The sequence below is a fragment of the Rhodococcus sp. NPDC057529 genome, assembly GCF_042802055.1.
Classification (GTDB): Bacteria; Actinomycetota; Actinomycetes; order Mycobacteriales; family Mycobacteriaceae; genus Rhodococcus_F.
The window spans coordinates 385,795-398,368 of the sequence record NZ_JBHVEY010000007.1 but is presented as its reverse complement, the minus strand read 5'-3'; the positions used below and the strand labels follow the sequence as shown (position 1 = coordinate 398,368).

Here is a 12,574-nt window from a genome sequence, read left to right as displayed (position 1 = left end):
GAGGTGTCCCGGGAGATCAGCCCGATCGCCAAGCCCCGCCAGATCACCATCGTCCCCGAACTCCCCAAAACGAGGTCCGGCAAGATCATGCGGCGCCTGCTCAAGGACATCGCCGAGGGCCGCGACCTCGGCGACACCTCCACCCTCGTCGACCCCAAGGTCTTCGACGCCATCCGCGGCAAGTAGGGCGCTCCGCGCCCCGTGAGTGGTTGACGAGTCTCTGCACTCCTCAACCACTCACGGGCGGCGAAGCCGCCACAGCGTCTGCTCCTCGCCGATCCCCTTCAGCCCGGTCGTGAAGACGTCGCACCGGTAGCCGGACGTCGCGAGCAGCGGCGCCACCGCCGGATCGTCGTGCACGGCCCGGGACAAGACGATGTCGCCGCCCGCGGCACAGCCCTGCACCCGCGCCGCCAGGTTGACCGTCGCACCGAAATAGTCGACCCGGCCGGCGTTGTCGATCATCACGGCGGGCCCCTGATGTAACCCGACCTTCAACGACACCGAGTCGTCGTCGCCGAGGTGCCGGCGACGGAACTCGTCCCAGCCCGCCTGCATCGACGCCGCCGCCGACCAGGCCTCCCGCGCGTCGGCGAACGTCGCCATGACCGCGTCACCCATCTGCTTCACGACGCTGCCGTTCTCGCTCACCACCGCGTCACGCAGATAGCGGAAATGACTCTGCACGAACGCGAACGCCCGGACGTCGCCGATGCGCTCGTACAGGGCGGTCGAGCCGCTCAGATCCGTGAACAGCACCGCCAGGTTCGCGATCCCGATCTCGTCTCCCGGCGCCACCCCCTGATCCGGGAACAGGTCCTGGAAACCGTCGAGCGACGTCACGAGCGCGCCGGTCGCCGCGGCGTCCTTCCACCGCTCCCGCTCGACCACCACCAGCGCCTCACCGGGAAGCCGGTTCGCGACCTCCAGCAGGCAAGCGCCGTCGGTGCCGGCCTCATCACGCACCCGGAGTTCACCGGGCCCGCAGTCGACCCGCAGCGTGCCACCGGCCGGACCGACCTCGCAGGCCACCGGGGTACCCACCTGATAGCACCGGAGCCGCAGCCACCCGGGGTCGAGTTCGAGGCGCTCGCTGCGCCGCTCGCCCGGCTCGAGGCGCAACTGCGCCACCGCCGACGGTGAATTCGCCGGACCACCGATGCAATAGCGTGCGCGCTCCGCCCGGCGAACGGCCGGGTTGACGTCGAAGCGGATCTCCACCGACCGCGCGAGGTCGGTGTCGAACGCGATGTCGCACGTGTCGCAGTGGACGCGGCTCGGCAACTGTCGAATGTGAGCGGCGTCCTCGCGGGCGGTCCGGCATACCGGGCACAGCACGCTCCAGCTCAGGTCCAGCAGACCGCAGTCCGCGGCGTGGAGGAAGACGTACAGCAGCTGCATCCGGTCGGCACCCCAGCGGTCCGCAAGCTCGAACGGGCGCATGCTCGTCACTTCCAGGTCGGACGCGGTCCGCAAGTGGGACTCCAAGCGCCCGACCAAGTTCGGGGCATCGTGCGATCGCGACAGCTGTGCGGTGCGGAATTCCAGCCGGCCCGCGTCGAGTTGCTCCGGCGGCGGCAGGGCGGGGACGGCATGCGCGCGCGGGTCGCGGACGTGTCGTTCCAGCGCGTGCGCGAGCGCCACCGTCTTCCGTATGCCCGTGCGCGCCAGCAGCGTTCGCGCGGCGATCGACCCGAACCGGGTGCGGGGGACAATCCGGGCGAACACCTCGATCTCGGTGACGTCCGCGGCCGGGCGGAGCCGGACACCCGTGGACACCTCCGCGAGCGGACCACGGGAGAAGCGGCGAAGGACCTCATAGAAGCGGCCTTCGACCCACTCGAACGGGAACTCCTCGTACCGCACCCGCCGCCCGTACGAACGCGTCTCCGCCGAATAGTGACCCTTGCGGCGGCGGTCCAGCATCGGAGCGAAACACACCGGCGACAGGTCGATGTTGCGATTGAGCCGATCGGTATCGGCGAGGAACGACCACAGATCCTGCTTCGGCAGCCGGATCCGGGCCGTCCTGGACAACAGCACGGCTTTCGCCATGCAAGAACTATAGGCCGCTCCGCGGCCCGTGAGTGGTTGACGAGTCCAGGGACTCGTCAACCACTCACAGGCGCTACGCGCCTACGTCGTCGAGGGATTGGCCGCGCGTCTCGCGCATGACCAGCAGCGCGACGAACGTGAGCGCGGCGGCGATCAGCAGGTAGATGCCCACCCAGCCGACGCCGTACGACGTGGCGAGCCAGGTGGCGATGAACGGTGCGACGGCGGCGCCGAGGATGCTGGCGGTGTTGTAGGCGATCCCCGAACCCGTGTAGCGCACGTTGGTCGGGAACAGCTCGGGCAGAACGGCGCTCATCGGCCCGAACGTCAGGCCCATCAACAACATTCCGATCGCCAGGAAGACGAGCATGCGGGCGTTACCCATGCCGTCCTGGTTCAGCATGACACCGAACGTGAGGCCGAACAGCATGATGAACCCGGTGATCGTGAGCAGCGTGATGCGGCGGCCGAAGCGGTCGGCCAGCCACCCCGACACGGGGACCGCGCCGGCGAAGAACAGGACCGCGACCAGCTGCAGGACCAGGAAGTCGGTGTAGTGGAACCCTGCTCCCGTGCCGCCCTGCGCGGGGGTCTTGCCGGTGCCGTAGCTCAGCACCCAGGTGGTCATGATGTAGAAGAGCGTGTAGGTGGCGAGCATGACGAATGTGCCGATGATCAGCTGACGCCAGCTGGTCTTGAACACCTCGGCGATCGGGGTCTTCACCTTTTCGCCGCGCGCGACGGCGCGGGCGAACACGGGCGTCTCCTCCAGCTTGAGCCGCACGTACAGACCGATCATCACCATGATCGCGCTGAGCAGGAACGGGATCCGCCAACCCCAGGTGAGGAACGCGCCGTCCAGGTCGGGGCTGCTGTTGTCGTGGTCGAGGAACAGCGTGATGATCAGGAACAGACCGTTGGCGAGGAAGAAGCCGATCGGCGCGCCCAGCTGCGGCCACATGGCCGCCCACGCCCGCTTGCCCTTCTGCGCGGTCTCGGTCGCGAGCAGCGCCGCGCCGCTCCACTCACCGCCCAGTCCCAGACCCTGACAGAAGCGCATCAACGCCAGCAGCGCGGGCGCGACGATGCCGATCTGGTGGTAGGTCGGCAGCAGACCGATCACGAACGTCGCGATACCCATGGTGAGGAGGGAGCCGACGAGCGTCGTCTTGCGTCCGATGCGGTCGCCGAAGTGGCCGAACAGGATCGACCCGAGCGGCCGCGCGACGAACGCGAGTCCGAACGTGGCGAGGGACGCCAGCAGGGCGGTGGTGCCGTTTCCCTTGGGGAAGAACAGGTGTGGGAACACCGACACGGCCGCGGTGGCATAGATGTAGAAGTCGTAGAACTCGATGGACGTTCCCACCATGCTCGCGACGACGATCCGGCTTCTGGGTACGCCGGCGACGGTGGCCCCGCCGTCCGGATCTGGCTTCGACGTATCGACGGCACTGCTCACTCGACTTACTCCTGCACGATGCTATTTCAACTATTGGGACGACAGTCCATTCCTTAGGAATTGAACACCTCGTGTCTTTCGCTTGGCAAATTGGATAAGCTCTCCTCGGTGCGCCGGGAAGTCTGGTCGGCAGAGCATGTGCCGTACCCCGACCACATCGAAAGCGAGCGACCCCGGTGACCCAGCCCCTCCGCTCCGAACTCTCCCGCTACCTCCGCACCGAGACGGTCGGCGGTTCGATCCTGCTCGCCGCCGCCGCGGTCGCCCTCCTGTGGGCGAACTCGCCCCTCTCGGATTCCTACTTCGCGTTGCGCGACCGGCAGATCGGCCCGGAGGCGCTCCACCTGAACCTGACGGTCGGGACGTGGGCGCAGGACGGGCTGCTGGCGGTCTTCTTCTTCGTCGCCGGCCTGGAACTGAAACGGGAACTGGTGGTCGGCGAACTCGCCGACCGCAAACGCGCGCTGCTCCCGATCATCGCGGCCTGCGGCGGCGTGGTGGTGCCCGCGATCATCGCCGCGACGATCGGCGCCGGAACACCCGGCATGGACCGCGGCTGGGCCATCCCCGTCGCCACCGACATCGCGTTCGCACTGGGCGTGCTGGCGCTGACCGGGTCCCGCATCCCCGCGAGCGCCCGCGTGTTCCTGCTCAGCCTGGCCGTCGTCGACGACCTCCTCGCGATCGTGCTCATCGCCGTCCTCTTCACCAGTTCGATCGCCCTGCTGTGGCTGCTGGGCGCCGCCGTGTGCCTGGCCGTGTACGCGATCGCCCAGCACCGGCGCATCACCACCCCACTGCTCTACGTTCCGCTCGCACTGTTCGCCTGGTACTGCATGCACCAAGCCGGAATCCACGCCACGCTGGCCGGCGTCGCTCTCGGCCTCCTCACCCGGGTGCGGCGCGACCTCGGCGAACGCGAGTCCCCCGCGTCCCGACTCGAGCACCGCATCCAGCCGCTGTCGGCCGGCTTCTGTGTCCCGGTGTTCGCCCTGTTCGCGTCCGGGGTCGCGCTCAGCAGCGAGCTCCTCGGGCAACTGTTCACCGATCCCATCTCGCAGTCCGTGATCGCCGGCCTCCTCGTCGGCAAGACCGTCGGCATCTTCGGCGTCTCCTGGCTCGCGATCCGCCTGGGTATCGCCAAGAAACCGCGAGCACTGGGGTTCCGGGACATGTTTGCCCTCTCAGTGCTCGGTGCGATCGGGTTCACCGTTAGCCTTCTCGTAGCGGATCTCGCGCTTGCGGGAATCGGTGACGGCAGCGCGGCCGAAATAGCTAAGGTCGCGGTGCTCGTGACATCGTTGACAGCGTCGCTGATCGGATCAGCGTTACTGTGGCGACGCGGTCGGGCCCATGCGGCCCGGCAGGATGACTCGGACGTGCAAGAGCTACCTGGAGGGGTCGACAAGTGAGCAACACTCACGGCAAGGGAGACAGCCCGCGTTATACGGGAGACGGGGTGCCGAACACGGTGTCGTCGATCCCGCTCACGGACGTGGACGCTCAGACACCCGGCGAGGCGAGCCTCGGCACGCTGGTCAAGCATGCGACCGCGCAGGTGTCCACCCTGGTCCGCGCCGAGGTCGAACTCGCGAAGGCCGAGGTCACCGGTGAGGTCAAGAAAGGCCTGCAGGGCAGCCTGTTCTTCATCCTCGCGTTCACCGTGCTGCTGTTCAGCTCGTTCTTCTTCTTCTTCTTCCTCGCCGAACTCCTCGACGTGTGGATCGCCCGCTGGCTGGCGTTCCTGATCGTCTTCCTGATCATGGTCGTGGTGACGGCGATCCTCGCGCTGCTCGGCTATCTGCGGGTACGCAAACTCCGCGCACCCGAGAAGACCATCGACTCCCTGAAGCAGGCCAAGACCGTGCTGCCCACGTCGTACTCGGATGCGGAAGCCCATCTCGCATCGTCCACCGGACGTCACGCGCGGTAACTCGCTCCTGTGGCACCACCCGATCCGTCCACCGTCCGTTTCGACGGCCCCTGGATTCATCGCGACATCCATGCCAACGGAATCCGATTCCACACCGTCGAGGTCGGCGCATCCGCACCGGATGCGCCGCTCGTCGTCCTGCTGCACGGGTTCGCGGACTTCTGGTGGTCGTGGCGCCACCAGCTGACCGCACTCTCCGAGCAGGGGTACCGGGCCGTCGCCGTCGACCTCCGCGGATACGGCGATTCCGACAAACCGCCGCGCGGCTACGACGGGTGGACGCTGGCCGGCGACATCGCCGGCCTGATCCGGGCGATGGGCTACGGCGAGGCCACACTGGTCGGGCACGCCGACGGCGGCCTGGTCTGCTGGGCCACGGCGGTGCTCCACGCTCGACTCGTCCGGTCGATCGCACTGGTCAGCTCACCGCATCCCCTCGCGCTCAAGCAGGCCGTCCTCCACGACCGCTACCAGCGCAAAGCCCTGCTGCCCTCGTTCGTCTCCTGCCAGGTGCCGTGGCGTCCCGAACGTCGCCTCACCCGGGACGGCGGGTCGGAGGTCGAGCGGTTGATCCGCGAACGCTCCGGCCCCGGCTGGACGGAGAATCCGGAATTCGACGTCGTGGTGTCACGGATGCGGTCGGCGATCCAGATCCCCGGCACCGCGCACTGCACGCTGGAATACCAGCGGTGGGCGTTCCGCAGCCAGTTCCGCCCGGACGGCAGCCGATTCATGGCGTCGATGGATCAGACGCTGCGGATCCCCGTCCTGCACCTCCACGGCGAGCTCGACCCCTACGTGCTCGCGGACACCGTGCGCCGCAGCCACCGCTTCGCACCCACCCAGCAGTTGCAGACCGTCACCGGGGTCGGCCACTACGCGCACTGGGAAGCCCCCGACCGCGTCAACGCCGCCCTGCTCGACCTCGTCGCGCCCCGCACGGCCTGACCGTCAGAGGATGCACGCCCCGGTGTCCACGGCGACCGACGCCCCGGACGCCGCCTGCAACTGACGCGACACCTCGGCGGCGGTGAGCACGAACCCGGTGTCGCTGTTGTCGACGGCGGCGCCGAACACCACTCCGAGCACCCGGCCGTCGCTGTCGACGAGCGGCCCGCCCGAATTGCCCTGCCGGATGGAACCGCGGACCGTGTACACCTCACGCTGAACGGTGCCCGCCCGGTAGATGTCGGGGCCGCTGAGGTCCAGGATCTCCCGGACCCGCGCGGCGCTGGCCGTGTACGGCCCGCCGCCGGGGTAGCCGAGCACGAGCGCGTTGTCGCCGGTCTGCGCAGGTTCGGGCGCGAAGTTCAGGACGGGAGCGTCCAATCCGGGCACCTCGAGGACCGCGACGTCGGCGGACGGGTCGAACAGCACGACCTCGGCGTCCATCGGCCCGTTCGCGGTGTCGACGACGATGCCCGCCGTTCCCGCGACCACGTGCGCGTTGGTCATCACCCGGTCGGGTGCCACGACGAACCCGGACCCCTCCAGCGCCCGCTGGCAACTCGGGGCCACACCCCGGATCCTCAGCACGCTCGACTGCAGCGAGGACGCGACGGGACTCTCCAGAACACTGGCGTCCGGCGGGTCGACGGTCGTGATGGGGGTGCGCCCGAACGGCCCGATCACGTCGGGCAGCCCGGACGTGTCGAGCAGGGCGGTGAACTCGGTGGGCAGTTGCCGCATCCAGGCGGGTGCGATGTTGTCGACCGTCTCGAGGACGGTCGACCCGCGCACCGCCGCCGCCAGCTGAGGCTGGGACGAGGACGTGAGCGGGATCGCCAGCAGCCACGCCGCGACGAACACCGCGACGGCCTGCACGCAGGCGCCGATCACGCTGTCGACGGACCGAGCGACCGGACTGTGCATGCTCCCCCGCGCGGCCCGGCCGAGAACCATGCCGGCGACCTCGCCGACGATCACCAGCACCACGATCAGGGCGATGCCGACCAGCACCCGACCGCGGCCCTCGTCCACGTGTACCAGCACGTGCGGCGCGATCAGGATGCCCGCGACCGCGCCCAGCACGACGCCGATGAAGGCGAGCACCGACGCCACGGCGCCCTGACGCCAGCCCGACGTCGCCGCGACGAAGGCGATCAGGACGATGGCGACGTCGATCCACTGCGACCCGGTCATCGCTCGGCCGCCGGGCGGCCGTGACCGTGGACCAGGTGGTCGTCGTCCAGGTCGTTGTCGAGTTCGGCGAGGACCGTGTCGAGGTCACGGATGTCGCGGCGGTCCCACTCCTGTTCCCAGCCGGAGACGGCGAACAGGGCGGCGAGGATGCCGGCGGTGAAACCCCACACGAGCATGCCGTCGGCGGCGAATGCGGGACCCTGGTACCCGGCCGGGTGCCGCACCTGGAACCGGTTCCGCGGATCGATCAGGGTGTGCACGGGAACCCGGGCGACACGTTCGGCCTCGGCGGGATCGACCACGCCGACCGCGCTGGGTGTCTCCCAGTACGCGAGGACGGGGGTGACGTCGAACCCGGACGGCGGGATGAAGATCTCCTCGAGCACGGCCAGCGGGCGGACACCGGACGGGTCGAGTCCCGTCTCCTCCTGGGCCTCCCGCAACGCGGTGGCGATGGGCCCCTCGTCGCCGGGGTCGCTGGCCCCGCCGGGGAAGGCCACCTGACCACTGTGCTGACGCATCGTGGACGCACGCTGGGTGAGCAGGACGTCGGCGCCGGCGGGCAGGCCGCCCGACATCAACGGGTCCGCCTCGACGGGACCACCGAACAACACGAGCACCGCCGCCTCCCGGGTGATCGCGCCACGGGGTGCGCGCCGATCGAGGACGGGGTTGATCCGGTGCGGGTCGGCCGGCGTCCGGTGCACGACCCGGCGCAGCCAGGGCGGAACGGCGACGCCGTCCACGGAAGACGTCATGCCGCCACCCCCAGGTTCTGTTCGACGGCGTCCGCGATCTCGTCGACGCTGCGGAACGGCTGCGGCAGGACCTTCGCCACCGTGCCGTCGGGCCGGATCAGCACCGAGACCGGGAGGACGGGAGGGGCCCCGACCGCGACGCGGACGCGTCCGTCGCCGTCCTGCACACCGGGCAGGGTGACGGAGTAATCGACGAGCCTCGACAGCGCGCTGGACTCGTTGGGATCGGTGTGCACCGTAAGCACGGTAACCGCGTCGCCCGCACGATCCGAAAACTGCTGCATATAGGGCAGCTCCTCGGCGCAGGGGCCACACCAGTACGCCCACAGGTTCAGCAGCGCCGGTTTACCACCGAGCGCGGCCGCCAGATCCACCCGACTGCCGTCGCCCACGCATTCCACTGTGATGCCGGACAGCACCGGATCGGCCGACGGCCCGGACGCGGTCACCGGGGCGGGGCACGGGGCCAGGCCCGCCTGCGCCCTCAGAGCCGCGAGCGCGTCGGGATCGGCGCTCACCGACGCCGGGGTGCGGCCGCCCTCACCGAACCGGTCCTCGTACGACGTCTCCGCGTCGTCGCCCCGCGGCCAGATCGCGGCGACGAGAGCCACCACGACCACGAGGGCGGCCAGACTCCACCGCGCTGCACTAGACACTCGTCTCTACCCTCACCTGCCGGCCAGACGCAGCAGATGCTCCGTCTCCGGTCCACGAACAAGTCCGGCGGCGACGTCGGGGTCGACCGGGCCGAGGCCGTACGACGGACAGTCACCTGCGAGCACACACACCCCGCACGCGGGCTTACGGGCGTGGCAGACGCGCCTGCCGTGGAAGATCACCCGGTGCGAGAGCAGCGTCCACTCCTTGCGCTCGATCAGGGCGCCGATGGCGTGCTCGACCTTGACCGGGTCTTCCTCCTCGGTCCACTTCCACCGCCGCACGAGCCGCCCGAAGTGGGTGTCGACCGTGATTCCCGGCACATCGAACGCGTTGCCGAGGATCACGTTGGCCGTCTTCCGGCCGATCCCGGGCAGCGTCACGAGATCCTTCAGATTGCCGGGGACCTCGCCGTCGAATCGCTCGAGCAGGGCCTGCCCGAGTCCGATCAGCGAGTTCGTCTTGTTTCGGTAGAAACCCGTGGACCGGATGTACTCCTCGAGTTCGGTGCGTTCGGCCTCCGCGTACGCCTTCGCGTCGGGGTAGCGGGCGAACAGCGCCGGCGTCACCATGTTCACCCGCACGTCAGTGCACTGCGCGGACAGGATCGTCGCGACGGCGAGGTCCAGGGGCGTGGTGAAGTCGAGTTCGCAATAGACGTGCGGGAAGGCCTCGGCGAGCCTGCGGTTCATCCGCCGGGCGCGCCGGACGAGTCCGAGCCGGGTTTCTTCCTGCTTCGCGGCCCGCGAACGGGTGCGTCCACGCACTTCGGAGCCGTCGCTGGGGGTCGCATGCACGGGATCAACTCTACGGACACCCGACCGATCCGAATTGCCGCTGTGTCGCTTCTGAGACATTTGCAGTGTTTACTTCCCGGTATGCAAGGTCTCGCTGTGGTCCTCTTCCCAGTGCTGCTGATGCTGTTTGCGCTGGCAATGGAGCGGGTGGAGTTCAGACTCCGCCGGCTCACGGTTCGTCAGCAAGAGGTGGAAGAGTTCCTCGACCAGGCAAGTCACGACGAAGTGGCCACCCTGGCCCACGAAGGTTTCCCCCACGCATTGGCACGCTTCCATCGACGTCGCAAGGGGCGGTCGGGCTTCGAATCCGACGACGCCGACATCACCGAAGTGAGCTCGCGGCGCGCCAGCTGACCCCTGCGAAACCCCGGAAGGACGCACCACCGGACGCATCACCCGGTTAACTTTTGCGACTTCCGTGGTATCGGTCACTCAGACCGAGCCGTCTCAACGTAGACTTCAGAGCCGTACCTGTTGCACAGCGACACGCCGCGGATCACCGGGGCATCGTCGACATGCAGCAAATCGCGCACAATATGCATACAGACGAACAATATTCCCAAGGAGCGCACGTGGACGACGTCCTGGCAAGAGCCGGCATCTTCCAAGGAGTCGAGCCCTCAGCGGTAGCGGCGCTGACCAAGCAGCTGCAGCCTGTCGACTTCCCCCGCGGACATGTCATCTTCAACGAAGGTGAGCCCGGTGACCGCCTGTACATCATCGTTTCCGGCAAGGTGAAGATCGGCCGCCGCTCGCCGGACGGCCGTGAGAACCTGCTGACGATCATGGGCCCGTCCGACATGTTCGGTGAGCTGTCCATCTTCGACCCGGGTCCGCGTACGTCCACCGCGACCACGGTCACCGAGGTCCGCGCGGTCAGCATGGACCGCGAAGCGCTCAAGGCGTGGATCGACCACCGCCCCGAGATCGCCGAACAGCTGCTGCGGGTTCTCGCGCGCCGTCTGCGTCGTACCAACAACAACCTGGCCGACCTCATCTTCACGGACGTCCCCGGTCGTGTCGCCAAGGCGCTGCTGCAGCTCGCACAGCGGTTCGGCACCCAGGAGGCGGGCTCACTGCGCGTCACCCACGACCTCACGCAGGAAGAGATCGCCCAGCTCGTCGGCGCGTCCCGCGAGACCGTCAACAAGGCGCTCGCCGACTTCGCGCACCGCGGATGGTTGCGCCTCGAAGGCAAGAGCGTGCTGATCTCCGACTCCGAGCGCCTGGCGCGTCGCGCGCGGTAGTCCTCGCATCGACGACGTCGGCCACCCCCTCACGGCGAGGGGGTGGCCGACGTCGTCGTGCGGTCAGCCGAGGCTGCGCAGATACGCGAGCTGCACGTTGACGGACTTCTCCGCCACCGGCCACAACTTCGGGTCGACGTCGGAGTAGACGTGCTCGACCACCTCGCGGACGGTGGGGGTGCCCCCGAGCGTCTCGAGCGCGGCCCGCACCTGACCGAGCCGCTCCTCGCGATGATCGAGGTACTGCTGCGCGATCACGTTCAGTTCGGGCAGTTCGGGTCCGTGGCCGGGCATCACCCGGTGTCCGGTGCCGAGGTCCAGCAGCCGGCGCAGCGACGACAGGTAGTCGCCGAGGTCGCCGTCCGAGTCGTCGAGCACCGTGGTGCCGCGGCCGAGGATCGTGTCGCCGGTGAGGACGGTGCCCTCCCCTTCCACGGTGAACGACACGGAGTCCTTCGTGTGCCCGGGCGTGGCGATCACCGTGATCGTGAGCCCGGCGACGTCGATGGTCTCGCCGTCGACGAGGGCGTCGGCGCCGCCGCGGAGGAACTCGGGGTCCACCGAACGCACGGGCGCGCCGGTGAGTTCGAAGAACCGCTGCACTCCCCCGGTGTGGTCGAAGTGACGGTGGGTGATCAGCGTCAATGCGACCGGTCCGAGTGCCGCGACGCGGGCGAGGTGCTCCTCGTCGGCGTCACCCGGGTCGACCACCACGCACTCGTCCCGGCCCGGCGCCCGCAGAATCCATGTGTTGGTTCCGTCGAGCGTCATCATGCCGGGATTGTTCTCGAGCACGACCGAGACGATCGGGGTGACCTCCCGCACCTGGGCGTAGGCCGGATGGGCAAGCGTCATGGCTCTACGACTCCGGCTGGACTTCGGCGATCAGTTCCACCTCGACGGGGGCGCCGAGCGGCAGTTCCGCGACACCGACGGCCGAGCGTGCGTGGGCACCGGCTTCGCCGAACACCTCGCCGAGGAACTCGGAGGCGCCGTTCACGACGCCGGGCTGACCGGTGAATCCCTCGGCGGACGCGACGAATCCGACGACCTTGACGATCCGCACCACCGAGTCGATGCCGACGAGGGCGTCGACCGCCGCCAGCGCGTTCAGTGCACACGCCCGGGCCGCGGACTTCGCGTCCTCGTCCGACACACCGGCGCCGAGCTTGCCCGCGATCGTCAGCTTGCCCTCGACGATCGGCAGCTGCCCGGACGTGTAGACGTAATTGCCGGTGCGTACGGCGGGCACGTAGGCGGCCACCGGCGGGACGACGGACGGCAGCGTGATGCCGAGTTCGCTCAGGCGGGCGGACCAGTTCTGTGTCTGCGCCACGGCCCTCAGCCCTTCGGACGCTTCAGGTACGCGACGTGCTGCTCACCGGTGGGTCCGGGCAGAACCGTCACCAGTTCCCAGCCGTCGGTGCCCCACTGGTCGAGGATCTGCTTGGTGGCATGTGTGAGCAGCGGAACGGTGGCGTACTCCCAGGAAGTCAATTCACTCATGCCGGTGAGCCTATCCCCCG

General features: G+C 68.8%; 15 protein-coding genes. 6 read left to right on the top strand and 9 right to left on the bottom strand.

Annotated elements, in window-relative coordinates; translation table 11 throughout:
• Nucleotides 1-186: hypothetical protein (locus ACFU5V_RS16800; RefSeq protein WP_378700709.1), on the top strand; the 186-nt coding region annotated here is incomplete at its 5' end.
• 51 nt (nt 187-237) lie between these two features.
• Here the strand turns inward: ACFU5V_RS16800 and ACFU5V_RS16795 are convergent.
• Nucleotides 238-2,055: a DUF5939 domain-containing protein gene (locus ACFU5V_RS16795; protein WP_378700707.1), complete on the bottom strand. Its 1,818-nt coding sequence runs from the start codon at nt 2,053-2,055 to the stop codon at nt 238-240.
• A gap of 73 nt (nt 2,056-2,128) precedes the next feature.
• Nucleotides 2,129-3,514: an MFS transporter gene (locus tag ACFU5V_RS16790; RefSeq protein ID WP_378700705.1), complete on the bottom strand. Its 1,386-nt coding sequence runs from the start codon at nt 3,512-3,514 to the stop codon at nt 2,129-2,131.
• A 176-nt stretch (nt 3,515-3,690) separates the two neighbouring features.
• Between ACFU5V_RS16790 and nhaA the strand changes: the two genes are divergently transcribed.
• Genes nhaA through ACFU5V_RS16775 form a run of 3 tightly spaced genes read left to right on the top strand, consistent with a single transcriptional unit; the run spans nt 3,691 to nt 6,395 of the window.
• Nucleotides 3,691-4,926: a Na+/H+ antiporter NhaA gene (nhaA, locus tag ACFU5V_RS16785; RefSeq protein WP_378700703.1), complete on the top strand. Its 1,236-nt coding sequence runs from the start codon at nt 3,691-3,693 to the stop codon at nt 4,924-4,926.
• A complete protein-coding gene (locus ACFU5V_RS16780) occupies nt 4,923-5,447 on the top strand; it encodes a phage holin family protein (protein ID WP_378440357.1) in 525 nt (174 codons plus the stop codon). The genes nhaA and ACFU5V_RS16780 overlap by 4 nt, the downstream gene beginning before the upstream one ends.
• Nucleotides 5,448-5,456: 9 nt before the next feature.
• Nucleotides 5,457-6,395: an alpha/beta fold hydrolase gene (locus tag ACFU5V_RS16775; protein ID WP_378700701.1), complete on the top strand. Its 939-nt coding sequence runs from the start codon at nt 5,457-5,459 to the stop codon at nt 6,393-6,395.
• A gap of 3 nt (nt 6,396-6,398) precedes the next feature.
• Here ACFU5V_RS16775 and marP read toward each other — a convergent pair whose 3' ends face one another.
• Genes marP through nth form a run of 4 tightly spaced genes read right to left on the bottom strand, consistent with a single transcriptional unit; the run spans nt 6,399 to nt 9,861 of the window.
• Nucleotides 6,399-7,589: an acid resistance serine protease MarP gene (gene marP, locus ACFU5V_RS16770; protein ID WP_378700698.1), complete on the bottom strand. Its 1,191-nt coding sequence runs from the start codon at nt 7,587-7,589 to the stop codon at nt 6,399-6,401.
• On the bottom strand, nt 7,586-8,347 hold the full coding sequence (locus ACFU5V_RS16765) for an NUDIX hydrolase (protein WP_378700696.1): 762 nt from the start codon (nt 8,345-8,347) through the stop codon (nt 7,586-7,588). Before ACFU5V_RS16765 ends, marP begins: the two co-directional genes overlap by 4 nt.
• Nucleotides 8,344-9,003, bottom strand: coding sequence for a TlpA family protein disulfide reductase (locus ACFU5V_RS16760; RefSeq protein WP_378700694.1), 660 nt, complete (start codon nt 9,001-9,003; stop codon nt 8,344-8,346). The genes ACFU5V_RS16765 and ACFU5V_RS16760 overlap by 4 nt, the downstream gene beginning before the upstream one ends.
• Before the next feature lie 12 nt (nt 9,004-9,015).
• Complete coding sequence (gene nth / locus ACFU5V_RS16755) at nt 9,016-9,861, bottom strand: endonuclease III (protein ID WP_378440348.1); 846 nt, start codon at nt 9,859-9,861, stop codon at nt 9,016-9,018.
• 21 nt (nt 9,862-9,882) lie between these two features.
• On the opposite strand from nth, the gene ACFU5V_RS16750 reads away from it, so the two are divergent.
• Complete coding sequence (locus ACFU5V_RS16750; protein ID WP_378440346.1) at nt 9,883-10,155, top strand: hypothetical protein; 273 nt, start codon at nt 9,883-9,885, stop codon at nt 10,153-10,155.
• Between the two features lie 218 nt (nt 10,156-10,373).
• A complete protein-coding gene (locus tag ACFU5V_RS16745; protein ID WP_005256089.1) occupies nt 10,374-11,048 on the top strand; it encodes a Crp/Fnr family transcriptional regulator in 675 nt (224 codons plus the stop codon).
• Between the two features lie 63 nt (nt 11,049-11,111).
• Here ACFU5V_RS16745 and ACFU5V_RS16740 read toward each other — a convergent pair whose 3' ends face one another.
• Genes ACFU5V_RS16740 through ACFU5V_RS16730 form a run of 3 tightly spaced genes read right to left on the bottom strand, consistent with a single transcriptional unit; the run spans nt 11,112 to nt 12,554 of the window.
• Nucleotides 11,112-11,903: an MBL fold metallo-hydrolase gene (locus ACFU5V_RS16740; RefSeq protein WP_378440498.1), complete on the bottom strand. Its 792-nt coding sequence runs from the start codon at nt 11,901-11,903 to the stop codon at nt 11,112-11,114.
• A gap of 4 nt (nt 11,904-11,907) precedes the next feature.
• Nucleotides 11,908-12,384: a RidA family protein gene (locus ACFU5V_RS16735; RefSeq protein WP_378440496.1), complete on the bottom strand. Its 477-nt coding sequence runs from the start codon at nt 12,382-12,384 to the stop codon at nt 11,908-11,910.
• 5 nt (nt 12,385-12,389) lie between these two features.
• The gene (locus tag ACFU5V_RS16730) at nt 12,390-12,554 is read right to left on the bottom strand and encodes a DUF4177 domain-containing protein (RefSeq protein ID WP_005248493.1); all 165 of its coding nucleotides are present in this window, start codon (nt 12,552-12,554) and stop codon (nt 12,390-12,392) included.
• Nucleotides 12,555-12,574 lie beyond the last annotated feature (20 nt).